The organism is Mammaliicoccus sp. P-M59 (assembly GCF_022386135.1).
Classification (GTDB): Bacteria; Bacillota; Bacilli; order Staphylococcales; family Staphylococcaceae; genus Mammaliicoccus; species Mammaliicoccus sciuri_A.
In genome coordinates this window covers 199,366-226,364 of the sequence record NZ_JAJNJJ010000004.1, presented here as the reverse complement: position 1 = coordinate 226,364, position 26,999 = coordinate 199,366, and the positions used below count along the sequence as shown (strand labels likewise).

Here is a 26,999-nt window from a genome sequence, read left to right as displayed (position 1 = left end):
GTGATGAATTAATGCACAACATGTCGGATATCATTGAGCAATACTTAAAGCAATTGCTAGAGGAGGCTCAAGGAGATGTCGTTGAAATTAAACGTGCACATATTGCTGAAAAGTTTGATTGTGTACCTTCCCAATTAAACTATGTTATAAAAACAAGATTTACAAATGAGCACGGATACGCTATCGAAAGTAAAAGAGGCGGCGGTGGTTACATTCGTATTTCAAAAGTTGAAACGAATAGTCAATCAGCATTCATTAGACATCTAATTGAATTGACAGGTGATCAAATCTCACAAGCAAATGCATTTAGAATTGTGGATGGTTTGTATGAAAATGACTTAATTACAGATAGAGAGAAAAAAATGATTGTTCAAACGCTTCATAGAGATACATTGCAAATAGAAATACCATATAGAGATATTATTCGAGCAAATATATTGAAACGTATACTTGCCGTCATACATTATAGTTAAAAAGGAGTGACAGTATGCTTTGTGAAATTTGTGGTAAAGAAGAAGCAACAATTCAATTAACATCAACAGGTAAGAAACATAAAACAGAACAATGGATATGTAAAAACTGTGCTTCAGAACATTTTTATTTCCAAGATGATCATATGAGTGATCAAAATTTGGACCAAGAATTTGTTGTGAACCAATTTCTACAATATTTAGTAGGTAAACATGGTATTAACTTTAAACAAGTTCAACCACAAGAAGAAAAGCACTGTCCTACTTGTGGCATGACTTTAACAGATATTGCTAAAGTTGGTAAGTTTGGTTGTCATGACTGCTATGAAACTTTTAAAGATGATGTACCGCAAATTATTAGAAGAGTTCAAGCGGGCAGTGGGGAGCATACAGGTAAAATACCTGTATCTTCAAGAAGTAAAATACAACTCAAACAACAAATTGCTGAGAAAGAAAAAATACTCCAAGGCTTAATTGAAGAGCAAGCCTTTGAAGATGCAGCAGTTGTAAGAGATGAAATAAAAGCATTGAAAGCAGAAGGTGAGGTCGAGTAAATGGAAGAGCATATGAATGAACATATTAGCGATTGGATGAAAGAAACAGAAGACACGCCAATTGTCATGAGTTCTAGAATAAGACTTGCACGTAACCTTCAAGACGAAGTTCATCCGCTCAAATACGAAGAAGATGATGAAACAGGCAACAAAGTAATAGAAAAAGTGAGTAAAGCATTATCAGAATTGAAATTGACGAAGTTATCAGATTTAAGTGAACTGGATCAAAACAAACTCGTGTTCAAACATCTTATTAGCCCAGCACTGACAAAACAGAAATTTGGTGCAGTATTATTAAATGAAGATGAATCAACAAGTGTTATGATCAACGAAGAAGATCACGTTAGAATACAAGTTATGGGTCACAATCTCGTGTTAAACGAGTTGTATGAAACAGCATCTAAATTAGATGATGAACTTGATAAACATTTAACGATTTCATATGATGAACAACATGGATTTTTAACGACTTGTCCAACGAACATTGGAACAGGCTTAAGAGCGAGTGTTATGTTGCACTTACCTGGCTTAAGCATTATGAAACGTATGAAACGAATTGGACAAGCTATCAATAGATTCGGATATACTATTCGAGGTATTTATGGTGAAGGTACAGGTGCACTTGGTCATGTGTATCAAATATCCAATCAATTAACACTTGGTAAGACTGAAGAAGAAATCATTGAAGATTTAACACAAATTGTTGAACAAATCATTAGTGAAGAAGAACAAATTAGACAAAGACTTGATCGTTTTAATCATATGGAAACAAAAGACAGAGTTCATCGTGCGAAAGGTATATTGAAATCTGCACAATTAATATCTGTTGAAGAAGCTTCATTAAGATTAAGTGAAATGAAACTGGGTATAGATTTAGGACATATCGAGAGTAATAACTTTAATTTTGATAATTTAATGGTTACAATACAAACACCATTCTTTGAAGGTAATGACTCGGAACAATCTGTAGATGAACAAAGAGCAACCTTTTTAAGAGAACATATATAAAATAGGAGGTTAGTTTATGCTATTTGGTAGATTAACAGAACGTGCACAACGTGTATTAGCGCATGCACAAGAAGAAGCAATGAGATTGAATCATTCAAATATAGGTACGGAACATTTATTATTAGGTTTAATGAAAGAACCTGAAGGCATAGCAGCTAAAGTGTTAGATGCTTTCGGTATTACTGAAGAAAAAGTAACAAAAGAAGTTGAAAACTTAATTGGCCAAGGGCAAGAACAAGTTGGTGCGATTCATTACACACCAAGAGCTAAGAAAGTAATTGAACTTTCAATGGATGAAGCAAGAAAGTTAAACCATACATTTGTTGGAACAGAACATCTATTACTTGGATTAATTCGTGAGAACGAAGGTGTGGCAGCACGTGTATTTGCTAATTTAGATTTAAATATCACGAAAGCAAGAGCACAAGTTGTTAAATCATTAGGTAGTCCAGAGCAAGGTTCAAAAAATGCTCAAACGACTAAAAATCAAGCAACACCAACTTTAGATGGATTAGCAAGAGACTTAACTGTGATTGCGCAAGATGGTACGTTAGATCCAGTAGTTGGTCGTTCAGATGAAATTACACGTGTCATTGAAGTGTTAAGTAGAAGAACTAAAAACAATCCAGTATTAATCGGTGAACCAGGTGTTGGTAAAACGGCTATCGTTGAAGGCTTAGCACAAGCAATCGTACAAAACGAAGTACCAGAAACATTAAAAGGTAAACGCGTTATGTCATTAGACATGGGTACTGTTGTAGCAGGTACTAAATATCGTGGTGAATTTGAAGAAAGACTTAAAAAAGTAATGGAAGAAATTCATCAAGCAGGCAATATCGTGTTATTCATCGATGAGTTACACACACTGATTGGTGCAGGTGGAGCAGAAGGTGCTATCGATGCATCAAACATCTTGAAACCAGCATTAGCGCGTGGTGAACTACAATGTATCGGTGCAACTACATTAGATGAATACCGTAAATATATTGAAAAAGATGCTGCATTAGAACGTCGTTTCCAACCTGTAACAGTTGATGAACCAAATACTGAAGATTCAATTGCAATTTTAAAAGGTTTGAGAGATCGTTACGAAGCGCATCACCGTATTAATATTTCAGATGAAGCGATTGAAGCGGCAGTTAATATGAGTGACCGTTACATTTCAGATAGATTCCTACCTGATAAAGCAATCGACTTAATCGATGAAGCAAGTTCTAAAGTAAGACTTAGAAACTATACAACACCTCCAAGTCTGAAAGAACTTGAATCAGAATTAGAAACAGTTAAGAAAGAAAAAGATGCTGCCGTACATTCTCAAGAGTTTGAAAATGCAGCTAATTTAAGAGATAAACAAACAAAACTTGAAAAACAATTAGAAGATACTAAAAACGAATGGAAAAAAGCACAAGGTGAGAAAAATACTTGTGTAACTGCTGAAGATATAGCAGTTGTTGTCGCAAATTGGACAGGTATTCCAATTACGAAATTAAACGAAACTGAGTCAGAACGATTACTAAACTTAGAAACTATCTTACATGAACGTGTAATCGGTCAAAACGATGCAGTTAAATCTATTTCTAAAGCAGTAAGACGTGCCCGTGCTGGTCTTAAAGATCCTAAGAGACCAATTGGTAGCTTTATATTCTTAGGACCAACTGGTGTTGGTAAAACTGAACTTGCACGTACATTAGCTGATGCAATGTTCGGTGAAGAAGATGCTATGATCAGAGTGGACATGAGTGAGTTTATGGAGAAACACTCTGTCAGCCGTTTAGTAGGTTCTCCTCCAGGTTATGTAGGCCATGATGATGGTGGACAATTAACTGAAAATGTAAGACGTAAACCATATTCAGTTATCCTATTTGACGAAATTGAAAAAGCACATCCAGATGTATTTAATATTTTGTTACAAGTGTTAGATGATGGTCATTTAACAGATTCTAAAGGTCGTAAAGTAGACTTTAGAAATACTGTTATTATCATGACATCAAACGTTGGTGCACAAGAATTACAAAATGCTAAATTTGTTGGATTCGGTGCTAAAGAAAGTGGACCGGATTACGAAACTATCAGAAAAACAATGATGGATGAATTAAAACAACAATTTAGACCAGAATTCTTAAACCGTGTAGATGATATTATCGTCTTCCACAAACTTGAAAAAACACATCTTAAAGAAATTGTGAATAAAATGGCTGGTAACTTAACGAAACGATTATCAGAACAAGGTATTCACATTACACTTTCAGATTCAGCACAAGAAAAAATTGCTGATGAAGGATTTGATCCAGAATATGGTGCAAGACCATTAACACGTGCTATTCAAAAACACGTCGAAGATAATTTAAGTGAATTAATCTTATCTGGACAAGATTTAGTAGGTAAAGATGTCATTGTAGATTATAGAGATGATGAATTTAAATTCGATTTATCAGATCATAAGGAAGATAAAGAAGCAGAAGAAACTTCAAAAGCTTAAAAATCAACAATGTTAATTTAATATTATAATGAGTCCGCAAACTATTTATCATAATAGTTTGCGGGCTTTTATATTGATTTTAAAGTATATTAATTTGTTTTTAATGTCAGTCAAGTTTAAAATATAACTATTCAATTAATACGGAGGTAAGTTGAATGGCCAAAAAGAAAGTAATATTTGAGTGTTTAGCCTGCGGATATCAATCTCCAAAATGGATGGGGAAATGTCCTAATTGTGGTGCATGGAACCAAATGGAAGAATCAATAGAACATAAAGAAACTAAAGGTCCTAAAAATACATTCAAGTCAGATGTACCCGCACAAAAAATAGAAAAATTAAAAGACGTCAAAGAAGAAGACACACCTAGAATTAAGACTAAAATCAATGAATTTAACCGCGTATTAGGTGGCGGTGTTGTAGAAGGTTCGCTTGTACTCATTGGTGGCGACCCTGGTATTGGTAAATCCACATTGTTATTACAAATTTGTGCGGCTTTATCTCAACAAAAAAATGTCTTATATGTTTCAGGTGAAGAATCTGTAAGACAAACGAAATTAAGAGCTGAAAGATTAGTTGAAGATTCAGGAGAATTAAATGTTTATGCTGAAACGAATTTAGAAATTATACATAGTATGGTTCAAAAAGAAAAACCAGATGTATTAGTAATAGATTCCATTCAAACTGTCTTCCACCCTGAAGTCACTTCTGCGCCAGGTTCTGTTTCTCAAGTTAGAGAATGTACACAAAATTTAATGCATATCGCAAAACAAATGAACATTGCTACATTTATTGTTGGACACGTAACGAAAGATGGACAAATTGCTGGTCCACGTTTGTTAGAACATATGGTTGATACAGTCTTGTATTTTGAAGGTGATACACATCATGCATACAGAATATTAAGAGCAGTTAAAAACCGTTTTGGTTCGACAAATGAAATGGGTATTTTTGAAATGAAGCAAACGGGTCTTAACGAAGTTAAAAATCCGTCTGAAATGTTCTTAGAAGAAAGAACGAAACATGTATCGGGTTCAACTATTGTGGCAACTATGGAAGGTACGAGACCTATTTTAGTTGAAGTACAAGCTTTGGTAACACCAACGACTTTTCATAATCCACGAAGAATGGCAACAGGTATTGATCACAATAGATTAAGCTTATTGATGGCTGTATTAGAGAAGAAAGAGAATTTCTTATTGCAACAACAAGACGCATATATCAAAATTGCCGGTGGTGTAAAATTAAGTGAACCCGCTGTAGATTTAAGTATTGTTATCGCGATAGCTTCAAGTTTCCAAGATAAACCTACTAAAGGTGATGATTGTTTCGTAGGTGAGGTCGGTTTAACAGGTGAAGTAAGAAGGGTTGCTAGAATTGATCAACGTGTACAAGAAGCGGCTAAATTAGGATTTAAACGAATTATCATACCTAAAAATAATATTAAAGGTTTAGAATTCCCTGAAGGTACAGAAGTTATTGGCGTATCAACAACAAGAGAAGCATTGAAAATTGCTTTTAATGCATAATTAACCATTAGGAGGTTAACGTATGAAAATTTTAAAAGGACTAATCATACTGTGTTATTTAGTCATAGGTTCCTCACTAGGCATTATGGTGATTCCAGAACTGATTAATGCGTTTAGTATCCAACCCGAACAAGTACTGACAAATCCATATATCGATGGTCTTATAGGTGCAGTTGTTATTTTCCTATTGTTTGGTTTTTTGATTGATAAGATTGTAGACATGGCTGATCAAGGAGAAAAATATTTATTAAAAAGGAGTATTCTTGAAATATTCTTCGCCACAGTTGGTGTCATGATAGGCTTAATGATCGCGGTTATGGTTTCGTTTATATTAGAAATGATCGGTGCACCAGTTCTGAAACATATTTTACCTATTATTATTGCTGCTTTTTTATGTTATCTAGGCTTTCAGATTGGTTTGCAAAAACGAGAAGAAATTTTACGATTATTTCCTGAAAGTATATCTAATTCTTTAACGAGACAAACAACTTCGAAATACGCAAAAATTTTAGATACAAGTGCTATTATTGACGGAAGAATATTAGACGTCGTGAAGTGTCATTTTATAGATGGAGAAATCCTTGTACCTCAAGGTGTTATTGAAGAGTTACAAGTCATTGCGGATGCAAAGGACAGTGTTAAACGCGATAAAGGACAACGTGGGTTAGATATATTAAATGAATTGAAGAAAACAGATTTCTCGATTTCAATTATTGAACCAACGTCTACACATAAAGATGTAGATGCCCTCTTAATCAATTTAGCTAAACGATATCAAGCAAGTATTATTACAACAGATTATAATTTGAATAAAGTATGTGCAGTTCAAGGTATAAAAGTTCTAAATGTAAATGATTTATCAGAAGCGATTAAACCAGTACTACACCAAGGGGATATTTTCGATTTATTAATTACGAAAATAGGTAAAGAAGATGATCAAGGTGTTGGTTATCTTGATGATGGTACAATGGTCGTCATTGAAAAAGGACGAGAATATATAGGAAAGACAATTCCTGTTGAAGTGATGAGCTTACTACAAACTTCCTCTGGTAGAATTATATTTGCGAAGAAGGTGTCATAAATTGGGGTTTACGACAATTATTCCTGCAGCTGGACAAGGTAAAAGGATGGGAACTGAAATCAACAAATTATTTCTAGAAATTAACGGTGAAACAATTATTCGTCAAACTGTTGCCGTGTTTCAAGAAATAGATTCATGTGAACAGATTTTTATTGCTGCACATCCAGACGAAGTTGAATTAATGGAAGACCATTTAAAGGACTTTAGTAAAGTTGCTGGTGTTATTCCAGGTGGAAAAGAAAGACAACATAGCATTAATGAAGTCTTGAAAGTATTGATTAATTCCGAAGTTGTGATGGTTCATGATGGTGCAAGACCATTTATCACACAAGAAAAAATTAACCAATTATATCAAGATGCCTTAACAAAAGATGCAGTGATTTTAGCAGTTCAAGCTAAGGATACAATCAAGCAAGTGATCGATGGTGTTGTTGAACAAACTTACGATCGCTCAACAATGTGGCAAGTTCAAACACCTCAAGCGTTCAAAAGAAACATAATTTTAGAAGCTTATGAACAAGCAGAAACACAAAATTACTTAGGTACGGATGATGCTTCGTTAGTAGAGAGAGCAGGGTATCAAGTACATATATCAAATGGTGATTACGACAACATCAAAATTACAACACACGAAGATTTAATCATTGCACATTCTATACTAGAGAAGCGAGGTATTTGCGATGTTTAGAATAGGTTACGGTTATGATGTGCATGAATTTGATCCGGCAAGACCATTGATCATTGGTGGTCTTGAGATTGAACATACACATGGTTTGAAAGGTCACAGTGATGCAGATGTGTTGCTCCATGCAATTACGGATGCTATTCTAGGTGCTGCAAGTCTAGGAGATATAGGAAAGCTATTCCCAGATACAGATCCAGCTTTTAAAGATGCAGATTCAAAGTTATTGCTTAAAGAATCTTATGAACAAGTTTTGAAAAAAGGATATAAACTTGGGAATGTAGATGCTACAATTGTAGCGGAACAACCTAAATTCAGGCCTTATATAGATCAAATGCGAAGTGCAATTGCTTCAGTATTAGACGTGTCTATTGAAGATATAAATGTAAAAGCAACAACGAATGAAAAATTAGGATTTCTAGGAAGAGAAGAAGGCATACAAGCACAAGCTGTGGTATTATTAACAAGTAAAGAATAAAACAGGAGTGAGACGATGAGTAACAAAGTAAGAGTAAGATACGCGCCAAGTCCGACTGGTTACTTACACATCGGTAACGCAAGAACCGCATTATTTAACTATTTATTTGCGAAACATTATAATGGGGACTTTGTTATACGTATTGAAGATACAGATATAGCCAGAAATTTAGAAGACGGAGAAGCATCACAATTTTCTAACCTTGAATGGTTAGGTTTAGATTGGGATGAGTCTGTTAATAAAGACGGAGGATACGGTCCATATCGTCAATCTGAACGTGGCGACATTTATAAGCCATTAATTGAAAAATTATTAGCTGAAGATAAAGCATATAAATGTTATATGACTTCAGAAGAATTAGAAGCAGAACGCGAAGAGCAAATTGCAAGAGGTGAAATGCCTCGTTATGGTGGTAAACACGCACACTTAACAAAAGAAGAACAAGAAGCATTTGAAGCAGAAGGTAGACAACCAAGTATTCGCTTTAGAGTGCCACAAAATAAAGAATATAAATTCGATGATATCGTTAAAGGTGAAGTATCATTTGATTCAAATGGTATCGGTGACTGGGTAATCGTTAAAAAAGATGGTATCCCAACTTATAACTTTGCAGTTGCAATTGATGATTACTACATGGAAATTTCACACGTTATTCGTGGTGATGATCATATTTCAAACACACCTAAGCAACTTATGATTTATGAAGCGTTTGGATTCGAGCCTCCACAATTTGCGCATATGACATTAATCGTTAATGAAGAGCGTAAAAAATTAAGTAAACGTGATGGTCAAATTCTACAGTTCATAGAACAATATAAAGATTTAGGTTATTTACCTGAAGCAATCTTTAACTTTATTGGTTTATTAGGATGGTCTCCTGAAGGCGAAGAAGAAATCTTCTCTAAAGAAGAATTTATTAAAATCTTCGATGAAAAACGTCTTTCTAAATCACCAGCATTCTTTGATAAGAAAAAATTAGAATGGATTAATAACCAATACATGAAAGAAAAAGATTCTGAAACAGTCTTTGAAATGACAATTCCACATATGGTTAAAGCAGGTCTATTACCTGAAAGTCCATCTGAAGCTGAATTAACTTGGGCAAGAGACTTAGTAGGTTTATATCAACAACAAATGAGTTATGCAGGAGAAATTGTTCCTTTATCTGAGTTATTCTTCAGAGAACATCTTGATTTCAGTGACGAAGCACAAGAAGTCTTAGATGGTGAACAAGTTCCAACTGTAATGGCTGAACTTGTGAAACAACTTGAAACTTTAGAGCCGTTTGAACCAGCAGAAATTAAAAAATCAATTAAAGCTGTTCAAAAAGAAACAGGCATCAAAGGTAAACAATTATTTATGCCTATACGTGTCGCTGTTTCAGGTCAAACTCATGGCCCTGAATTACCGAATACAATTGCGTTGTTAGGTCGAGATAAAGTACTTAACAGATTAAAACGTTTTGTTTGATTTTTTTAGAACGAAAAATTATTATATAAATGACTTAAAGGACAAGTAGATTAGTTAATGTGAAATTAGAGAGTACATGGTTGCTGAAAATGTGCCACATTACTTAAGCGAATGCACCTTTATTACAAATATGATGATGTTAATATTTAAAAGAGTGAGCATTTTTTAATGCTAAAAAGAGTGGAACCGTGCAAAAAGGCACCTCTAGCAATTATTGTTAGGGGCGCCTTTTTGTTATCTGAGGGGGGATTTAAATGTTTAAACGAGTCAAAGATGATATTCAAATGGTATTCGATCAAGACCCTGCAGCAAGATCTTCATTTGAAGTCGTTATGACTTACTCTGGGCTACATGCTATATGGAGTTATTTGATCGCTAATTGGTTCTTTAAGAAAAAAATGTACTTTATAGCAAGATCGATATCTCAAATTGCTCGATTTTTCACAGGAGTTGAAATTCATCCAGGTGCTACAATCGGCAAGAGGTTATTCATCGACCATGGCATGGGTATTGTAATAGGTGAAACATGTCGTATCGGCAATAATGTAACAATCTACCAAGGTGTAACACTTGGTGGGACAGGTAAAGAACGTGGAAAAAGACATCCAGATATAGGTGATAATGTACTGATAGCTGCTGGTGCAAAAGTATTAGGTAATATTGAAGTCGGCAACAATGTGAATATTGGCGCGAACTCAGTCGTTCTCAAAGATGTACCAGATTATTCTACAGTAGTTGGTATTCCAGGTAGAATTGTGAAACAAGATGGATTGAAAATTGGTAAGAACTTTAATCATACAAATTTACCAGACCCAATATATGAACAATTAAAAGAATTAGAACGTCAACTTGAAAAGACGAAGAATGGAGAGATTGTTGATGATTACGTTATATAATACGTTAACAAGACAAAAAGAAGAATTTATTCCTATCGAAGAAGGAAAAGTAAAAATGTATGTATGTGGACCGACAGTTTACAACTACATTCATATTGGTAATGCAAGAGCAACAGTAGCATTTGATGTTGTAAGAAGATATTTAGAATACCGTGGCTACGATGTACAATATGTATCTAATTTTACAGATGTTGATGACAAATTAATCAAAGCTGCAAATGAATTAGGTGAAACGGTTCCGGAAATTGCGGATCGTTTTATTGAAGCATTCTACGAAGATACAGGTGCTTTAAATTGTAAACGTGGAACAGCGAACCCAAGAGTAATGGATCACATGGACGATATTATTGCGTTTATAGCTGTATTAGTCGAAAAAGGCTATGCATATGAAAGTGGTGGTGACGTATATTATCGTACAAGACGTTTTGATGATTACGGTAAGTTGAGCCATCAATCATTAGATGACTTAAAAGTTGGCGCTAGAATAGAATCTGGTGAACAAAAAGAAGATGCGCTAGACTTCACTTTATGGAAAAAAGCTAAACCAGGCGAAATTAAATGGGATAGCCCATGGGGTGAAGGTAGACCAGGTTGGCACATCGAATGTTCTGTAATGGCACAAGTACATTTAGGCGATACGATTGATATCCATGCTGGAGGAACAGACTTACAATTCCCTCACCACGAAAATGAAATTGCCCAATCAGAAGCACACAATGATAAGACATTCGCGAATTATTGGATGCACAACGGCTTTGTAAATATTAACAATGAAAAAATGAGTAAATCATTAGGTAACTTTATTTTAGTTCATGACATTATAAAAGAAATTGACCCTGATGTATTAAGATTCTTTATGGTAGGTGCGCATTATAGAAATCCAATTAACTATGATTTAGAACTTGTACAAGCAGCTAGTAGAGGTTTAGAAAGAATAAGAAACAGTTATCAATCATTAGTTGATAGAGCACAACATGCTGTATTAGAAGAAGATGAAACAGAACAACATATCGAACGTATTAATGAAATATTAAAAGACTTTGAAACATCTATGGATGATGATTTCAATACAGCTAATGCAATGACTGCATGGTATGACTTGAATAAATTAGGTAATAAATATTTACTTGAAAATACAACTTCTACAAAAACAATTAATCGTTTCAAAGAAGTGTATGAAATCTTTAGTGAAGTTCTTGGTGTACCATTAGTAGGTAAAAAACAAAATGAATTGCTTGATGAAGAAATTGAAGCATTAATTGAAGAACGTAATGAAGCAAGAAAAGCTAAGAACTTCCAAAGAGCGGACGAAATTAGAGACGCACTAAAAGAACAAAATATTATTCTTGAAGACACAGCTCAAGGTGTGAGGTTTAGACGTGGATAAACTAACAATTAAAATGTTAAATCCGTTATCCTTAGCTTACATGGGTGATTCGATATTAGATACGTATGTCAGAAAGCATATTATCCTTAAAATAAAAGGGAAACCTAATCGATTACATCAATTGTCTAAACAATATGTTTCTGCAAAGGGACAAGCTTATGCACTTAATATTTTGATGGAAAATGAATTTTTTACAGAAGAAGAATTAGAAATTATACAACGAGGTCGTAACGCAAAAAGTTATACGAAAGCGAAGAATACAGATATACAAACGTATAGAAAAAGTTCAGCAATCGAAGCGGTCATCGGTTATTTATTCTTAATAGATGAAACAGAACGCTTGGAAGAACTCGTTAATAAAATGATTGAAATAACAGAAGAAAGGGTGGGAGCCAATGGATGAATCGATTATAGTTGGTAGGCATGCAGTCAAAGAAGCGATAACTTCAGGTCATACGATTAATAAAATATTAATTCAAGAAGGTATTAACAAGAAACAAATTGGTGAAATTTTAAAAATTGCAAAATCTGAAAAAATAGTCGTCCAAACTGTACCTAAATCAAAAATTGACTATTTAACAGATGTTCCGCATCAAGGTATTGCTGCACAAATTGCGCCATATCCATATAAAGAATTAGAAGATTTCATTTCAGAAACAAAAGATATTGACCATGTACCTTGCTTATTGATGTTAGATGGTTTAGAAGATCCGCATAATTTAGGTTCTATTATGAGAACAGCTGATGCAATAGGTATTGATGGCATTATTATTCCGAAGAGAAGATCTGTGCAGTTAAATGCAACAGTAGCAAAAGCTTCAACAGGTGCCATTCAACATGTTCCAGTTATTCGCGTGACGAATTTACCGCAAACAATTGAAAGACTTCAAGAAGTAGGATATTGGGTCGCAGGTACAGATGCAAAGAATGCGACTGATTATAGACAAATGGATGCTGGAATGCCACTTGTTATCGTTATAGGCAGTGAAGGCGAAGGTATGAGTCGATTAGTGAAAGATAAGTGTGATTTTTATATTAAATTACCAATGGTTGGACACGTTAATAGCTTAAATGCTTCTGTTGCAGCAAGTCTGCTTATGTATGAAGTTTATAGAAAAAGGCATCCAATAGGACAATCATAATGAAAGATATCTATTTAATTATTGATGGCTATAACTTAATAGGACAATCAAGCGAATTGTCTTCCATTGCTCAAGTTTCTTTAGAAGAAGCGAGAGATAAATTGTTAATCACACTTATCAATTATAATACCCAGCATGATGGTGAAATGATTGTTGTTTTTGATGCATATGGTGTAGAAGGTACTGAATCAGTAGAATTTAAGCACGGTGTGAAAGTTGTTTATACGAAAGGAAAAGAAACAGCAGATAGTTATATCGAAAGACTAACGTATGAATTATATAGAAAACATATTACGCATATTACAGTAGTCACAAGTGATATGAGTGAACAACATGCTATTTTTGGTTCAGGTGCGTATAGAATCTCATCAAGAGAAATGTGGTCAACAATTGCAAATCAAGAATCTGTAGTTACAAAGCATCTATCAGAAATTAAAACTAAGACGCCTAGGAATAGATTGAACTTGCCAGATGAAGTATTACAGCAATTTGAAAAATGGAGAAGAAATAATCGATAAAAATGATTTTTTGAAGTTTGATTTATAAGGAAGTCGCTCTGTAAAATATGCTCAAAACAACAACAAGGGATGAGCATGATGAATGACATGAATACTGATAATCAGTTGTTAAAATGGATTGCTGATATTCAAAACGGTGACAAAGAAGCGTTTAATCAATTATTAAATGTTTTCGAAAGTGACATTCAGAAGCGGGTAGGCACATTGAGACTACCTTATAATGATAAAGAGGACATCGCACAAATTATAAGATATAAATTGTATAAGCAAGCACTCACATTTGATTGTGACAAGCAGGAGTCCTTTATACATTGTGTGAATGTCATTATTAAAAATGCTAAAATTGATTATATAAGAAAAGTTAAAAGTACTAAGTATCAAATACTAAAAGATTCATTGAGTATTGATGAAACAAAAAGTGATTCGATTAATTTAATAGAGTGTCTTAGAGATGGTCATGGTCAGGATTTTGAAAATGAAATGTTAACAGAATGTTCGCTATCCTATTTGATGGATTCAAATAAACTATCGCCTATAGAAACAGACATTCTAAAATTAACGGCACAAGGAAAAACAAAAAAAGAAATATCAAATGAACTAGATGTACCAGTGAAACATATATACAACGCACAATACAGATTAAAAAAGAAACTGAACAAGGCTGAAATTACTTCAGCTTTGTTTGACAATTAGGTGTTTTGTTTTGTATATTAATCTAGGATTAGAATGAATTAGGTGATAAGATGAGAAAAGTCCCTTTAAATTGCGAGAAATGCGGAGCTAGAAATTATACAGTCCCTAAAAAAGATACAGATCAACGATTAGAGCTAAAAAAGTTTTGTAAAACTTGTAATACGCATACATTGCATAAAGAATCCATCTAAAAGGAGGAAAATCAATGGCTAAAAAAGAAAACTTCTTTCAAGGCGTAAAATCAGAAATGCAGAAAACAAGTTGGCCAACTGGCAAAGAACTTGTTAAATATACAACAATAGTAGTGTGTACAGTAATCTTTTTCTTAATCTTTTTCTATGCATTAGATTTAGGAATTACAGAATTAATTAATTTGATTAGATAGTAAGGAGTGGCAAAATGTCAGAAGAGATAGGCGCTAAACGATGGTATGCAGTGCACACTTATTCAGGTTATGAAAATAAAGTCAAAACAAACCTAGAAAAGCGTGTTGATACAATGAACATGCAAGAACAAATTTTTAGAGTTGTGATTCCTGAAGAGGAAGAAACATCTATTAAAGATGGTAAAGCGAAGACACAAATCAAGAAGACTTTCCCTGGATATGTATTAGTTGAGTTAATTATGACTGATGAATCATGGTATGTCGTAAGAAATACACCTGGTGTTACAGGCTTCGTTGGTTCTGCAGGTGCAGGATCTAAACCAAATCCATTATTACCTGAGGAAGCGAAATTCATCCTTAAACAAATGGGTATGGTAGAAAAAACTGTCGACGTAGAAGTTGAATTAGGTGAACAAGTTCGCGTAACAAGTGGACCATTTAGTAACCAAGTTGGTGAAATCAAAGAAATCGATGTTGAGAAGTACAAATTAACAGTACTTGTTGATATGTTCGGTAGAGAAACACCAGTCGAAGTTGAATTCGATCAAATTGAAAAGTTGTAAAAAAACACTTGAAATTTCATAATTTCAATGTTATTATTTAAAGGTCGCGCTCGTACTATGCGCAACCATTTCGTCACGAAATGAAGAGTGGGAGGGTAAAATATCATTACCCCATGACCACATCACGATATCAAGGAGGTGCACATCGTGGCTAAAAAAGTAGTTAAAGTTGTTAAATTGCAAATTCCTGCAGGTAAAGCAAACCCAGCACCACCAGTTGGTCCTGCATTAGGTCAAGCCGGTGTGAATATTATGGGATTCTGTAAAGAATTCAACGCTCGTACACAAGAGCAAGCAGGTTTAATCATTCCAGTTGAAATTACAGTATTTGAAGATCGTTCATTTACTTTCATCACTAAGACACCACCTGCAGCAGTATTACTTAAAAAAGCAGCTAAAGTAGAAAAAGGTTCTGGTGAACCTAACAAAACTAAAGTTGCTACAGTAACTCAAGACCAAGTACGTGAAATTGCTAACACTAAAATGCCTGACTTAAACGCGGCATCTGAAGAAGCAGCTATGCGTATCGTTGAAGGTACTGCACGCAGCATGGGTATTGTCGTAGAATAATTGAGTTTTAAAGTTTAAGCAGGCGGCTATTTCGCTGTCTGCTATTGCATTGTCTTTATGATAATGCACGTGGGAGGTAACATTCCGCTAAAACCACTAAAGGAGGAAAACAAAATGGCTAAAAAAGGTAAAAAGTATCAAGAAGCAGTTGCTAAAATCGATCGTACTGCAACATACGCTGTTGAAGAAGCGATTAAATTAGCAAAAGAAACAAGTACTGTTAACTTTGATGCATCTGTAGAAGTTGCATTTCGTTTAGGCATTGATACACGTAAGAATGACCAACAAATCCGTGGTGCTGTAGTATTACCACACGGTACTGGTAAAACACAACGTGTATTAGTATTCGCTAAAGGCGATAAAATCAAAGAAGCAGAAGAAGCTGGAGCAGATTATGTAGGTGAAGAATACATTAACAAAATCAACCAAGGTTGGTTCGACTTTGATGTAATCGTTGCAACACCTGACATGATGGGTGAAGTTGGTAAACTTGGTCGTGTATTAGGACCTAAAGGTTTAATGCCAAACCCTAAAACTGGTACAGTAACAATGGATATCAAAAAAGCAGTAGAAGAAATTAAAGCAGGTAAAGTAGAATACCGTGCTGAAAAATCTGGTATTGTTCATGCATCTATTGGTAAAGTATCATTTGACGAGCAACAATTAGTTGATAACTTCAAAACAATTCAAGATACATTAACTAAAGCTAAACCAGCATCATCTAAAGGTACTTATTTCAAATCTGTTGCTGTTACAACAACAATGGGTCCTGGTATCAAAGTTGATACTTCAAGCTTTAAATTATAATATAAAAATATTGACTTCAACTCCAAAACGCGTTATAGTTTTGGATGTGTAATATTTAACCTAAGACAGTAGGAGTTCAATTTTGAACTTAAAAAGCGATCCTACCGAGGCTTAAATTGACTTGAACGTATAAAATTCAAGCACTTTTTGCCGTGGGTAAAAAGTGCTTTTTTGTTGAGAAACCTCATCATAAAAGCACGGACAATTAATATGGAGGTGTAGAGATGTCTAATTCAAAAATCGTTGAAGCTAAACAACAAAAAGTTGATTTAATTACTGAACAACTTAAAAATTCTGTTTCAACAATTATTGTTGACTACCGTGGTTTAACAGTTGCGCAAGTTACTGAATTACGTAAACAATTACGTGAAGCAGGTATCGAATATAAAGTTTACAAAAACACTTTAGTTCGTCGTGCTGCTGAAGCTGCTGGTATCGAAGGTTTAGAAGAAACATTAACTGGTCCTAACGCAATTGCTTTTTCAAACGAAGAAGTTGTTGAACCAGCTAAAATTCTTGCTGACTTCGCTAAAGAAAACGAAGCGTTAGAAATCAAAGCAGGTGTTATTGAAGGACAAGTTGTATCTGCAGAAGAAGTTAACACTATCGGTTCATTACCATCAAAAGACGGTCTTGTATCAATGTTACTATCTGTATTACAAGCTCCAGTTCGTAACTTTGCTTATGCAGTTAAAGCTGTTGGAGAACAAAAAGAAGAAAGTGCTGAATAATTCAGCAACAAATAAAACTATTTAATGGAGGATATATATCATGTCTAATGAAAAAATTATTGAAGCAATTAAAGAAATGTCAGTATTAGAATTAAATGACTTAGTAAAAGCTATCGAAGAAGAATTTGGTGTAACAGCAGCAGCTCCTGTAGCAGCAGCTGGCGCAGCTGGTGGAGATGCAGCAGCTGAAAAAACTGAATTCGACGTTGAATTAACTTCAGCTGGAGATTCAAAAATTAAAGTTGTTAAAGCGGTTAAAGAAGCAACTGGCTTAGGCTTAAAAGAAGCTAAAGAAATCGTAGACAACGCTCCTAAAGTTGTTAAAGAAGGTTTATCTAAAGAAGACGCTGAAGCTTTAAAAGAAAAATTAGAAGAAGTTGGCGCATCTGTAGAATTAAAATAATCTCTGTATTAAATCAAAAAACCCGTTATTATCATGATAACGGGTTTTTATTTACTCATTTAATCAATAAAGAGGTGGCGTAATGAGTCATTATTTTGATAACGATCCAAACGTGAAGTCGGAACGAGAAAGTTTCGATTATTTTTATCGCGATAACAAACTCTCTCTTCAGACAGACCATGGTGTTTTCTCAAAAGGGAAAATAGACTTTGGGTCTGATTTACTCGTAACAACTTTCTTAAATGCAAATCCCCCTGGTCCTAAAAAGAAAATATTGGATGTGGGTTGTGGTTATGGTCCAATAGGTTTAATGTGTGCGAAAGTACTTCCGCATAGTGAAGTGACAATGGTAGATGTTAATGAACGTGCATTGGATTTGGCAAAAGATAATCAACGATTTAACAACATTCAAAATGCTCAGTTGAAAGTAAGTAACTGTTTAGATGATGTATTAGATTTAGAATTTGATTTTGTATTAACAAACCCTCCAATTAGAGCAGGGAAGGAAATTGTTCATAAAATTCTTGAGCAAAGCATCGAAGTATTATCGAGTGGTGGACAGCTATTAGTTGTAATTCAGAAGAAGCAAGGTATGCCTTCTGCCAAGAAAAAAATGCAAGATGTTTTTGGTAATGCAGAAATAATCGAAAAAAGCAAGGGTTATTACATTTTAAAAAGTGTAAAAGCTTGATTTTGGTGTTTTGTTCTGATATAGTAATAGAATGTTAAAAATTATATTCAATAAGTGTGTACTTTTGCGTCGCCCTTAATTGAATGTTAGGAATAAGTCGTACGAAATAGAAAATGGAATCATTGACTTTCCGTTTTCTTTTTGTCTTATTATATTTATTTTGTAAGGCGCAAAGTTATATTCACAATATTTGAGGGGTGAATCTGTTGACAGGTCAACTTATCCAGTATGGAAGACATCGTGTTCGTAGAAGTTATGCGAGAATTTCCGAGATTTTAGAACTACCTAACTTAATAGAGATTCAAACGAAATCATATGAATGGTTTCTAAAAGAAGGTTTACTAGAAATGTTCCGCGACATTTCTCCAATTGATGATTTTACAGGTAACCTTTCTTTAGAGTTCGTAGATTACCGTCTAGGTGAACCAAAGTATGATTTAGAAGAATCTAAAAACCGTGATGCAACATATGCAGCACCATTACGCGTTAAAGTCCGTTTAATTAACAAAGAAACAGGCGAAGTGAAAGATCAAGAAGTATTCATGGGTGATTTCCCATTAATGACTGACACTGGTACTTTTGTAATTAACGGTGCAGAACGTGTTATTGTATCTCAACTTGTACGTTCACCATCCGTTTACTTCAACGAAAAAGTTGATAAAAACGGTAAAGTGAGTTTTGGAACTACTGTAATTCCTAACCGTGGTGCATGGTTAGAGTATGAAACAGATGCTAAAGATGTTCCTTACGTAAGAATAGACAGAACACGTAAATTACCAATTACAGTATTAATCCGTGCTTTAGGATTCTCATCAGATCAAGAAATCATTGATTTACTTGGTGATAATGAGTATTTAAGAAATGCATTAGACAAAGATAATACTGAAACAACAGACCAAGCATTGCTTGAAATTTATGAGCGTTTACGTCCGGGAGAACCACCAACAGTAGAGAACGCTAAAAGTCTATTATATTCACGTTTCTTTGACCCAAAACGTTATGATTTAGCGGCAGTAGGTCGTTACAAAATGAATAAAAAATTACATCTTAAACATCGTTTATTCAACCAAACTTTAGCTGAGCCTATCGTTGACGTTGAAACAGGTGAAATTGCGGCTGAAGAAGGTACTGTTTTAGACCGTCGTAATTTAGATAAAATCATCGATGTTTTAGAATCAAACGCTAATATTCATGTTTATGAACTTAATAGTGGTGTCTTAGATGAGCCAGTAGAAGTTCAAACAGTTAAAATTTATATTCCTGGTGATGAAGAAAAACGTACGACAACAGTGATTGGTAATGCATTCCCTGATGAAGCAGTGAAATGTATTACGCCAGCAGATATTATTTCTTCACTATCATATTTCTTCAACTTGTTACATGGTGTAGGTTACACAGATGACATCGACCATTTAGGTAATCGTCGTCTACGTTCAGTAGGAGAATTACTACAGAACCAATTCAGAATTGGTTTATCACGTATGGAACGTGTTGTACGTGAACGTATGTCAATTCAAGACACTGATTCAATCACACCTCAACAATTAATTAATATTCGTCCAGTAATTGCATCTATTAAAGAATTCTTTGGTAGCTCTCAATTATCTCAATTCATGGACCAAGCAAACCCATTAGCAGAGTTGACGCATAAACGTCGTCTATCAGCATTAGGACCGGGTGGTTTAACTCGTGAGCGTGCTGGTATGGAAGTACGTGACGTTCACTACTCTCACTATGGTCGTATGTGTCCAATTGAAACGCCTGAGGGACCAAACATTGGTTTAATCAACTCATTATCAAGTTATGCAAGAGTTAATGAATTTGGTTTCATTGAAACACCTTATCGTAAGGTAAACATCGAAACAAACCAAGTTACTGACAGAATTGACTACTTAACAGCTGACGAAGAAGACAGCTATGTAGTTGCGCAAGCAAACTCTGTACTTGATGAAACTGGTAAATTCGTAGATGACGAAGTACTTTGTCGTTTCCGTGGGGACAACACTACGAAACCTAAAGAACGTATGGACTACATGGATGTATCTCCTAAACAAGTTGTTTCTGCAGCGACAGCATGTATTCCGTTCTTAGAAAACGATGACTCTAACCGTGCACTTATGGGTGCGAACATGCAACGTCAAGCGGTACCTTTAATGAACCCAGAAGCACCATTCGTTGGTACTGGTATGGAACACGTAACTGCACGTGATTCAGGTGCAGCAGTAGTTGCTAAGTATAAAGGTAGAGTTGAGCACGTAGAAGCAAAAGAAATCCTTGTTAGACGTATTGTTGAAGAGAACGGTAAAGAGATCGAAACAGAATTAGATCGTTACCCATTATCTAAATTCAAACGTAGTAACTCAGGTACTTGTTACAATCAACGTCCAATCATTGCGAGCGGAGACATTGTTTCTAAAGGTGAAATTTTAGCTGATGGTCCTTCAATGGAACTTGGTGAAATGGCACTTGGACGTAACGTAGTCGTTGGATTCATGACTTGGGACGGTTATAACTATGAGGATGCTGTAATCATGAGTGAACGTCTTGTTAAAGATGATGTTTATACTTCAATTCACGTTGAAGAATATGAATCAGAAGCTCGTGACACTAAATTAGGACCTGAAGAAATCACACGTGATATTCCTAATGTTTCTGACAACGCGCTTAAGAACTTAGATGATCGTGGTATCGTTTATGTTGGTGCTGAAGTTAAAGACGGAGATATCCTAGTTGGTAAAGTAACGCCTAAAGGTGTAACTGAATTAACAGCTGAAGAAAGATTATTACATGCAATCTTTGGTGAAAAAGCTCGTGAAGTTCGTGATACATCATTACGTGTACCTCATGGTGCAGGTGGTATTGTATTAGATGTTAAAGTATTTAACAGAGAAGAAGGCGATGATTCACTATCTCCAGGTGTAAACCAATTAGTACGTGTATACATCGTTCAAAAACGTAAAATACATGTCGGAGATAAAATGTGTGGTCGTCACGGTAACAAAGGTGTTATTTCACGTATCTTACCTGAAGAAGATATGCCTTACTTACCAGATGGAACACCAATTGACATCATGTTAAACCCATTAGGTGTACCTTCTCGTATGAATATCGGACAAGTATTAGAACTTCATCTTGGAATGGCAGCTAAGAATTTAGGTATTCATGTTGCTTCACCAGTATTTGATGGTGCAAACGATGATGATGTTTGGTCAACTATTGAAGAAGCAGGTATGGCTCGTGATGGTAAAACTGTACTATACGATGGTCGTACTGGTGAACCGTTTGATAACCGTGTATCTGTAGGTGTAATGTACATGCTTAAACTTGCACACATGGTAGACGATAAATTACATGCGCGTTCTACTGGACCATACTCACTTGTTACACAACAACCACTTGGCGGTAAAGCTCAATTTGGTGGACAACGTTTCGGTGAGATGGAAGTATGGGCACTTGAAGCTTACGGTGCAGCATATACTTTACAAGAGATTTTAACTTATAAATCTGATGACACAGTAGGTCGTGTTAAAACTTACGAATCTATCGTAAAAGGAGAAAACATCCCTAAACCAGGTGTTCCTGAATCATTCCGCGTATTAATGAAAGAGTTACAAAGTTTAGGTCTAGACGTTAAAGTTATGGACGAACACGATAACGAAATCGAAATGCGTGATTTAGAAGATGAAGATATGATGGACAAGAAAGTTGATTTAGGTGTTTCACAAGATGCATCAATAGAAGGACAACAAGTAACTGACTAAAAGTTAATAAAGCGCATTTGATTAAACATTTGCGCTTTTCATTTGTTATACATTATCAATCAACCGGCACAACTAATTTAAATTGAAGGAGGTAGGCTCCTTGATTGATGTAAATAATTTCCATTACATGAAAATAGGACTTGCTTCACCTGAAAAGATCCGTTCTTGGTCATTTGGTGAAGTGAAAAAACCAGAAACAATTAACTACCGTACGTTAAAACCTGAAAGAGATGGTTTATTCTGTGAGAAAATTTTTGGTCCAACTAAGGACTGGGAATGTAGTTGTGGTAAATATAAAAGAGTACGCTATAAAGGCATGGTCTGTGACCGTTGTGGTGTAGAGGTTACTAAATCAAAAGTGCGTCGTGAAAGAATGGGGCACATTGAATTAGCAGCTCCAGTTTCACACATTTGGTACTTCAAAGGTATCCCAAGTCGTATGGGACTTTTACTTGATATGTCACCACGTTCACTTGAAGAAGTTATATACTTTGCTTCTTACACTGTAATTGATCCAGGTCCAACTGGATTAGAGAAGAAACAATTATTAACTGAAGGTGAATTCCGTGAGTATTATGATAAATATCCAGGTAAATTCACAGCAAAAATGGGTGCAGAAGCAATCCGTGACTTATTAAGCGATATCGACTTAGATAAAGAATTAAAAGAATTACGTGAAGAATTAGAATCAGCAACAGGACAAAGATTGACAAGAGCAATTAAACGTCTAGAAGTTGTTGAATCATTCCGTCACTCAGGTAATGATCCATCTTGGATGATCTTAGATGTATTACCAATTATTCCACCTGAAATTCGTCCAATGGTTCAATTAGATGGTGGACGTTTCGCAACAAGTGATTTAAATGATTTATACCGTCGTGTTATCAACCGTAATAATCGTTTGAAACGTTTATTAGACTTAGGTGCACCTGGTATTATCGTTCAAAATGAAAAACGTATGTTACAAGAAGCTGTAGATGCTTTAATTGATAATGGTCGTCGTGGTCGTCCAGTAACTGGACCAGGTAACCGTCCATTAAAATCATTGTCACATATGTTAAAAGGTAAACAAGGTCGTTTCCGTCAAAACTTACTTGGTAAACGTGTTGACTATTCAGGTCGTTCAGTTATCGTAGTTGGACCAAACCTTAAAATGTATCAATGTGGTTTACCGAAAGAAATGGCATTAGAATTGTTCAAACCTTTCATTATGAAAGAACTTGTTGAACGTGAAATTGCTACAAACATCAAGAATGCAAAAGGTAAAATAGAAAGAATGGAAGAAGAAGTTTGGGATGTACTAGAAGATGTTATTAAAGAACATCCAGTACTATTAAACCGTGCACCAACACTTCACCGTTTAGGTATTCAAGCATTTGAACCTACACTAGTTGAAGGTCGTGCAATCAGACTTCATCCACTTGTAACAACTGCTTATAACGCTGACTTTGATGGTGACCAAATGGCTGTCCATGTTCCATTATCAAAAGAAGCACAAGCAGAAGCACGTATGTTAATGCTTGCAGCTCAAAACATCTTGAACCCTAAAGATGGAAAACCAGTCGTAACTCCTTCTCAAGATATGGTATTAGGTAACTATTACTTAACACTTGAACGTAAAGGCGCTACAGGAGCTGGTGAAATCTTTAGTGAAACAGATGAAGTTATTAAAGCGTATGTAAATGGTTATGTTCATTTACACTCACGTATAGCTGTTCATGCAAGATCATTAAAGAACCCAACATTTACAGAAGAACAAAACAATAAATTACTTATCACATCTGTTGGTAAAGTGATATTCAATGAAATTATGCCGGATTCATTCCCGTATATTAATGAACCAACGAATTTCAATTTAGAAAAATCAACACCTGACAAATACTTTGTATCACCTACTGATATTCCAGAAGGTGGATTAATCGAGTACTTACAAGATGTTGAACTTGTTAAACCATTTAACAAGAAATTCTTAGGTCAAATCATTGCGGAAATCTTTAATAAATTCCACATTACAGATACATCAGTAATGCTTGATAAGATGAAAGATTTAGGATTTAAATACTCATCTAAAGCTGGTATTACAGTTGGGGTTTCTGACATTGTGGTACTTCCTGATAAACAAGAAATTATTGGAGAAGCAGAAATCAAAGTAGATAAAGTACAGAAACAGTTTAGCCGTGGTTTAATCACTGAAAGCGAACGTTATGCTGCTGTAATTGAAATTTGGACAAAAGCTAAAGATGATATTCAAGCTAAATTAATGATGTCATTAGACAGCTTAAACCCAATCTTCATGATGAGTGACTCTGGTGCCCGTGGTAACGCATCTAACTTCACTCAATTAGCTGGTATGCGTGGTTTGATGGCTAACCCATCTGGTCGAATTATCGAGTTACCTATTAAATCTTCATTCCGTGAAGGTTTAACAGTACTTGAATACTTCATCTCTACTCACGGTGCGCGTAAAGGTCTTGCCGATACAGCACTGAAAACTGCCGATTCAGGTTACTTAACACGTCGTCTAGTTGACGTAGCACAAGATGTTATCGTTAGAGAAGAAGACTGTGGAACTGACCGTGGTTTACTTGTTTCAGATATTAGAGAAGGATCAGAGTTAATCGAACCATTCATTGAACGTATTGAAGGTCGTTACTCTAAAGAAACATTACGTCATCCTGAAACAGATGAAGTAATTATTAAAGTTAATGAATTAATAACTGCAGATATTGCTAAACAAATAGTTGATGCAGGTATTACTGAAATGCATATTCGCTCTGCATTTACATGTAACACTCGTCACGGTGTATGTGAAAAATGTTATGGTAAGAACTTAGCAACTGGTGAACAAGTTGAAGTTGGTGAAGCAGTTGGTACAATTGCTGCACAATCAATCGGTGAACCAGGTACTCAGCTTACAATGCGTACATTCCATACAGGTGGTGTGGCAGGTGCCGATATCACTCAAGGTTTACCTCGTATTCAAGAGCTATTTGAAGCACGTAACCCTAAAGGACAAGCAGTTATTTCTGAAATTAATGGTGAAGTAACTGAAATTACGATCGTTAAAGATCGTCAACAAGAAATTAAAGTTAAAGGCGAAAATGAAATCCGTACTTATAACGCACCAGGTACTGCTCGACTTAAAGTTGAAGAAGGTCAATACGTAGAACGTGGTGAAGTTATGACTGAAGGTTCAATTGAACCTAAAGGATTACTAGCTGTTGCAGGCTTAAATGCTACTCAAAGTTACTTACTTAAAGAAGTACAAAAAGTTTACCGTATGCAAGGTGTTGAAATTTCAGATAAACACGTTGAAGTTATGGTTAGACAAATGCTTCGTAAAGTAAGAATTATTGAAGCAGGAGATACTAAACTATTACCAGGTGCATTAGTTGATATTCATACATTCACTGATGCAAACAGAGAAGTATTTGCGACGCGTAAACGTCCAGCAACTGCTAAACCTGTATTACTTGGTATTACGAAAGCATCTCTTGAGACTGAAAGTTTCTTATCAGCTGCTTCATTCCAAGAAACAACAAGAGTACTTACAGATGCTGCTATTAAAGGTAAGCGTGATGACTTACTTGGACTTAAAGAAAATGTTATCATCGGTAAATTGATCCCTGCCGGAACAGGTATGAGAAGATATACTGGTGTTGACTTTGAAAAAGTTGAAAAAGAAGTAGTACCTGAAGAACAAGTTGTGACTGACTAATATATATGGGCTGTTCTAGGTTCCTAGAACAGCTTGTATTTTATTATAAAAACACTTTAAAAATGATTGACTTTATAACTGTGCAATGTTATTATTGTTAAGGTTGATGAAAGCAGACGCTTTGGAGGATATGAAATGTCTAATGAAAAAGCCTTAAGCTTAAATCAAGACAGTTATGTCATTGGTTTAAAACAGACCACTAAAGCATTATTGAAGCATGATGTACGTCAAGTAATCATTGCTCAAGATGTCAATATTCATATTTTGTCGAAAGTGTTATCGATAGCATTTGAGACAGGCGTTCCGATAAGTTATAGTCCTAGTCGACAAGAACTTGGATCACGCTATGGAATAGAAGTTAATGCGACAGTTGTTGCATTGCTTAAATAAATGTGTAAGCTGTGCTTACTATTTTTATTTGACTTAAAATGAACCACCTGGATGTGTGGAATTAAGAAATGAAGAGAGGAGGACATTAAAGATGCCTACTATTAACCAATTAGTACGTAAACCTCGTACTAGCAAAACACAAAAATCAACTGCACCAGCATTAAACAGAGGTTACAATAGCATGAAGAAAAAAATGACTACTGTATACTCTCCTCAAAAACGTGGTGTATGTACTCGTGTAGGAACAATGACACCTAAAAAACCTAACTCAGCTTTACGTAAATATGCTCGTGTTCGTTTATCAAACAACATCGAAGTAAACGCGTATATCCCTGGTATTGGTCACAACTTACAAGAACACAGTGTTGTACTTATTCGTGGTGGACGTGTAAAAGACTTACCTGGTGTGCGTTACCATATCGTACGTGGTGCTTTAGACACTTCTGGTGTTGACGGTCGTATGCAAAGCCGTTCACTTTATGGTGCTAAAAAACCTAAAGCTGCTAAAAAATAATTTGACATTAAATTTCTGTAAATAACAGTTTTTTAAATGACGATAAATCAATTAAACTTTATAATGAGGAAGGAGGATTACG

27 protein-coding genes and 1 other annotated feature are annotated in these 26,999 nt (G+C 35.1%); all 27 genes read left to right on the top strand.

The genetic code is table 11. The features are described 5' to 3' along the window. Positions 1–11: 11 nt before the first annotated feature. Entirely contained in the window at positions 12–473 is a 462-nt protein-coding gene (locus LQ617_RS08680) for a CtsR family transcriptional regulator (protein WP_025904841.1), read from the top strand. 14 nt (positions 474–487) lie between these two features. Beyond that, entirely contained in the window at positions 488–1,024 is a 537-nt protein-coding gene (locus tag LQ617_RS08675; RefSeq protein ID WP_025904842.1) for a UvrB/UvrC motif-containing protein, read from the top strand. Further along, a complete protein-coding gene (locus tag LQ617_RS08670) occupies positions 1,025–2,032 on the top strand; it encodes a protein arginine kinase (RefSeq protein ID WP_025904843.1) in 1,008 nt (335 codons plus the stop codon). A 16-nt stretch (positions 2,033–2,048) separates the two neighbouring features. Then, complete coding sequence (locus tag LQ617_RS08665) at positions 2,049–4,511, top strand: ATP-dependent Clp protease ATP-binding subunit (protein WP_025904844.1); 2,463 nt, start codon at positions 2,049–2,051, stop codon at positions 4,509–4,511. 155 nt (positions 4,512–4,666) lie between these two features. Continuing rightward, positions 4,667–6,037, top strand: a complete 1,371-nt coding sequence (gene radA / locus LQ617_RS08660) for a DNA repair protein RadA (protein ID WP_025904845.1) — start codon at positions 4,667–4,669, stop codon at positions 6,035–6,037. 22 nt (positions 6,038–6,059) lie between these two features. Next, on the top strand, positions 6,060–7,118 hold the full coding sequence (locus LQ617_RS08655; RefSeq protein ID WP_037589912.1) for a PIN/TRAM domain-containing protein: 1,059 nt from the start codon (positions 6,060–6,062) through the stop codon (positions 7,116–7,118). Between the two features lies 1 nt (position 7,119). Continuing rightward, positions 7,120–7,806, top strand: coding sequence for a 2-C-methyl-D-erythritol 4-phosphate cytidylyltransferase (gene ispD / locus LQ617_RS08650; RefSeq protein WP_239740182.1), 687 nt, complete (start codon positions 7,120–7,122; stop codon positions 7,804–7,806). Then, the gene (ispF, locus tag LQ617_RS08645) at positions 7,799–8,278 is read left to right on the top strand and encodes a 2-C-methyl-D-erythritol 2,4-cyclodiphosphate synthase (protein ID WP_025904848.1); all 480 of its coding nucleotides are present in this window, start codon (positions 7,799–7,801) and stop codon (positions 8,276–8,278) included. Before ispD ends, ispF begins: the two co-directional genes overlap by 8 nt. Positions 8,279–8,293: 15 nt before the next feature. Further along, a complete protein-coding gene (gene gltX / locus LQ617_RS08640; protein ID WP_204255781.1) occupies positions 8,294–9,748 on the top strand; it encodes a glutamate--tRNA ligase in 1,455 nt (484 codons plus the stop codon). A 254-nt stretch (positions 9,749–10,002) separates the two neighbouring features. Continuing rightward, positions 10,003–10,644, top strand: coding sequence for a serine O-acetyltransferase (gene cysE, locus LQ617_RS08635; protein WP_025904850.1), 642 nt, complete (start codon positions 10,003–10,005; stop codon positions 10,642–10,644). Then, entirely contained in the window at positions 10,628–12,031 is a 1,404-nt protein-coding gene (cysS, locus tag LQ617_RS08630) for a cysteine--tRNA ligase (protein ID WP_232194109.1), read from the top strand. Before cysE ends, cysS begins: the two co-directional genes overlap by 17 nt. Positions 12,032–12,044: 13 nt before the next feature. Next, positions 12,045–12,434, top strand: a complete 390-nt coding sequence (locus LQ617_RS08625; RefSeq protein WP_037589958.1) for a Mini-ribonuclease 3 — start codon at positions 12,045–12,047, stop codon at positions 12,432–12,434. After that, complete coding sequence (rlmB, locus tag LQ617_RS08620) at positions 12,427–13,173, top strand: 23S rRNA (guanosine(2251)-2'-O)-methyltransferase RlmB (protein WP_025904853.1); 747 nt, start codon at positions 12,427–12,429, stop codon at positions 13,171–13,173. The genes LQ617_RS08625 and rlmB overlap by 8 nt, the downstream gene beginning before the upstream one ends. Continuing rightward, on the top strand, positions 13,173–13,691 hold the full coding sequence (locus tag LQ617_RS08615; RefSeq protein ID WP_037589915.1) for an NYN domain-containing protein: 519 nt from the start codon (positions 13,173–13,175) through the stop codon (positions 13,689–13,691). Before rlmB ends, LQ617_RS08615 begins: the two co-directional genes overlap by 1 nt. A gap of 87 nt (positions 13,692–13,778) precedes the next feature. Then, positions 13,779–14,384, top strand: coding sequence for a sigma-70 family RNA polymerase sigma factor (locus LQ617_RS08610; protein ID WP_239740181.1), 606 nt, complete (start codon positions 13,779–13,781; stop codon positions 14,382–14,384). A gap of 50 nt (positions 14,385–14,434) precedes the next feature. Continuing rightward, positions 14,435–14,575: a 50S ribosomal protein L33 gene (gene rpmG, locus LQ617_RS08605; RefSeq protein WP_075577615.1), complete on the top strand. Its 141-nt coding sequence runs from the start codon at positions 14,435–14,437 to the stop codon at positions 14,573–14,575. A 14-nt stretch (positions 14,576–14,589) separates the two neighbouring features. Further along, positions 14,590–14,769 carry a preprotein translocase subunit SecE gene (gene secE / locus LQ617_RS08600; protein WP_025904856.1) on the top strand — a complete coding sequence of 60 codons (180 nt, stop codon included), beginning with the start codon at positions 14,590–14,592 and terminating at the stop codon, positions 14,767–14,769. A gap of 14 nt (positions 14,770–14,783) precedes the next feature. Beyond that, positions 14,784–15,332, top strand: coding sequence for a transcription termination/antitermination protein NusG (gene nusG / locus LQ617_RS08595; protein WP_025904857.1), 549 nt, complete (start codon positions 14,784–14,786; stop codon positions 15,330–15,332). 147 nt (positions 15,333–15,479) lie between these two features. Further along, complete coding sequence (gene rplK / locus LQ617_RS08590) at positions 15,480–15,902, top strand: 50S ribosomal protein L11 (RefSeq protein WP_025904858.1); 423 nt, start codon at positions 15,480–15,482, stop codon at positions 15,900–15,902. A 114-nt stretch (positions 15,903–16,016) separates the two neighbouring features. Beyond that, positions 16,017–16,709 carry a 50S ribosomal protein L1 gene (rplA, locus tag LQ617_RS08585; protein ID WP_037589918.1) on the top strand — a complete coding sequence of 231 codons (693 nt, stop codon included), beginning with the start codon at positions 16,017–16,019 and terminating at the stop codon, positions 16,707–16,709. A 41-nt stretch (positions 16,710–16,750) separates the two neighbouring features. Beyond that, positions 16,751–16,891: a sequence feature (ribosomal protein L10 leader region), on the top strand. A gap of 42 nt (positions 16,892–16,933) precedes the next feature. Next, positions 16,934–17,440: a 50S ribosomal protein L10 gene (gene rplJ / locus LQ617_RS08580; protein ID WP_025904860.1), complete on the top strand. Its 507-nt coding sequence runs from the start codon at positions 16,934–16,936 to the stop codon at positions 17,438–17,440. A 40-nt stretch (positions 17,441–17,480) separates the two neighbouring features. Beyond that, entirely contained in the window at positions 17,481–17,843 is a 363-nt protein-coding gene (gene rplL / locus LQ617_RS08575; protein WP_153653597.1) for a 50S ribosomal protein L7/L12, read from the top strand. Positions 17,844–17,925: 82 nt separating this feature from the next. Further along, the gene (locus LQ617_RS08570) at positions 17,926–18,534 is read left to right on the top strand and encodes a class I SAM-dependent methyltransferase (RefSeq protein WP_239740180.1); all 609 of its coding nucleotides are present in this window, start codon (positions 17,926–17,928) and stop codon (positions 18,532–18,534) included. A 206-nt stretch (positions 18,535–18,740) separates the two neighbouring features. Then, entirely contained in the window at positions 18,741–22,295 is a 3,555-nt protein-coding gene (gene rpoB, locus LQ617_RS08565) for a DNA-directed RNA polymerase subunit beta (RefSeq protein WP_037589920.1), read from the top strand. Between the two features lie 100 nt (positions 22,296–22,395). Continuing rightward, positions 22,396–26,013, top strand: coding sequence for a DNA-directed RNA polymerase subunit beta' (gene rpoC, locus LQ617_RS08560; protein ID WP_239740179.1), 3,618 nt, complete (start codon positions 22,396–22,398; stop codon positions 26,011–26,013). Positions 26,014–26,148: 135 nt separating this feature from the next. Next, positions 26,149–26,403, top strand: a complete 255-nt coding sequence (locus LQ617_RS08555) for a ribosomal L7Ae/L30e/S12e/Gadd45 family protein (protein WP_025904865.1) — start codon at positions 26,149–26,151, stop codon at positions 26,401–26,403. A 91-nt stretch (positions 26,404–26,494) separates the two neighbouring features. Then, positions 26,495–26,917, top strand: coding sequence for a 30S ribosomal protein S12 (gene rpsL, locus LQ617_RS08550; RefSeq protein WP_037589923.1), 423 nt, complete (start codon positions 26,495–26,497; stop codon positions 26,915–26,917). Positions 26,918–26,999 lie beyond the last annotated feature (82 nt).

What these genes read in the sequence shown, in the direction of transcription:
- LQ617_RS08680 (WP_025904841.1), top strand. Translation starts at nt 12, where the DNA reads ATGCACAACATGTCGGATATCATTGAGCAATACTTAAAGCAATTGCTA.
- LQ617_RS08675 (WP_025904842.1), top strand. Translation starts at nt 488, where the DNA reads ATGCTTTGTGAAATTTGTGGTAAAGAAGAAGCAACAATTCAATTAACA.
- LQ617_RS08670 (WP_025904843.1), top strand. Translation starts at nt 1,025, where the DNA reads ATGGAAGAGCATATGAATGAACATATTAGCGATTGGATGAAAGAAACA.
- LQ617_RS08665 (WP_025904844.1), top strand. Translation starts at nt 2,049, where the DNA reads ATGCTATTTGGTAGATTAACAGAACGTGCACAACGTGTATTAGCGCAT.
- radA (WP_025904845.1), top strand. Translation starts at nt 4,667, where the DNA reads ATGGCCAAAAAGAAAGTAATATTTGAGTGTTTAGCCTGCGGATATCAA.
- LQ617_RS08655 (WP_037589912.1), top strand. Translation starts at nt 6,060, where the DNA reads ATGAAAATTTTAAAAGGACTAATCATACTGTGTTATTTAGTCATAGGT.
- ispF (WP_025904848.1), top strand. Translation starts at nt 7,799, where the DNA reads ATGTTTAGAATAGGTTACGGTTATGATGTGCATGAATTTGATCCGGCA.
- gltX (WP_204255781.1), top strand. Translation starts at nt 8,294, where the DNA reads ATGAGTAACAAAGTAAGAGTAAGATACGCGCCAAGTCCGACTGGTTAC.
- cysE (WP_025904850.1), top strand. Translation starts at nt 10,003, where the DNA reads ATGTTTAAACGAGTCAAAGATGATATTCAAATGGTATTCGATCAAGAC.
- cysS (WP_232194109.1), top strand. Translation starts at nt 10,628, where the DNA reads ATGATTACGTTATATAATACGTTAACAAGACAAAAAGAAGAATTTATT.
- LQ617_RS08625 (WP_037589958.1), top strand. Translation starts at nt 12,045, where the DNA reads ATGTTAAATCCGTTATCCTTAGCTTACATGGGTGATTCGATATTAGAT.
- rlmB (WP_025904853.1), top strand. Translation starts at nt 12,427, where the DNA reads ATGGATGAATCGATTATAGTTGGTAGGCATGCAGTCAAAGAAGCGATA.
- LQ617_RS08615 (WP_037589915.1), top strand. Translation starts at nt 13,173, where the DNA reads ATGAAAGATATCTATTTAATTATTGATGGCTATAACTTAATAGGACAA.
- LQ617_RS08610 (WP_239740181.1), top strand. Translation starts at nt 13,779, where the DNA reads ATGAATACTGATAATCAGTTGTTAAAATGGATTGCTGATATTCAAAAC.
- rpmG (WP_075577615.1), top strand. Translation starts at nt 14,435, where the DNA reads ATGAGAAAAGTCCCTTTAAATTGCGAGAAATGCGGAGCTAGAAATTAT.
- secE (WP_025904856.1), top strand. Translation starts at nt 14,590, where the DNA reads ATGGCTAAAAAAGAAAACTTCTTTCAAGGCGTAAAATCAGAAATGCAG.
- nusG (WP_025904857.1), top strand. Translation starts at nt 14,784, where the DNA reads ATGTCAGAAGAGATAGGCGCTAAACGATGGTATGCAGTGCACACTTAT.
- rplA (WP_037589918.1), top strand. Translation starts at nt 16,017, where the DNA reads ATGGCTAAAAAAGGTAAAAAGTATCAAGAAGCAGTTGCTAAAATCGAT.
- rplJ (WP_025904860.1), top strand. Translation starts at nt 16,934, where the DNA reads ATGTCTAATTCAAAAATCGTTGAAGCTAAACAACAAAAAGTTGATTTA.
- rplL (WP_153653597.1), top strand. Translation starts at nt 17,481, where the DNA reads ATGTCTAATGAAAAAATTATTGAAGCAATTAAAGAAATGTCAGTATTA.
- LQ617_RS08570 (WP_239740180.1), top strand. Translation starts at nt 17,926, where the DNA reads ATGAGTCATTATTTTGATAACGATCCAAACGTGAAGTCGGAACGAGAA.
- LQ617_RS08555 (WP_025904865.1), top strand. Translation starts at nt 26,149, where the DNA reads ATGTCTAATGAAAAAGCCTTAAGCTTAAATCAAGACAGTTATGTCATT.
- rpsL (WP_037589923.1), top strand. Translation starts at nt 26,495, where the DNA reads ATGCCTACTATTAACCAATTAGTACGTAAACCTCGTACTAGCAAAACA.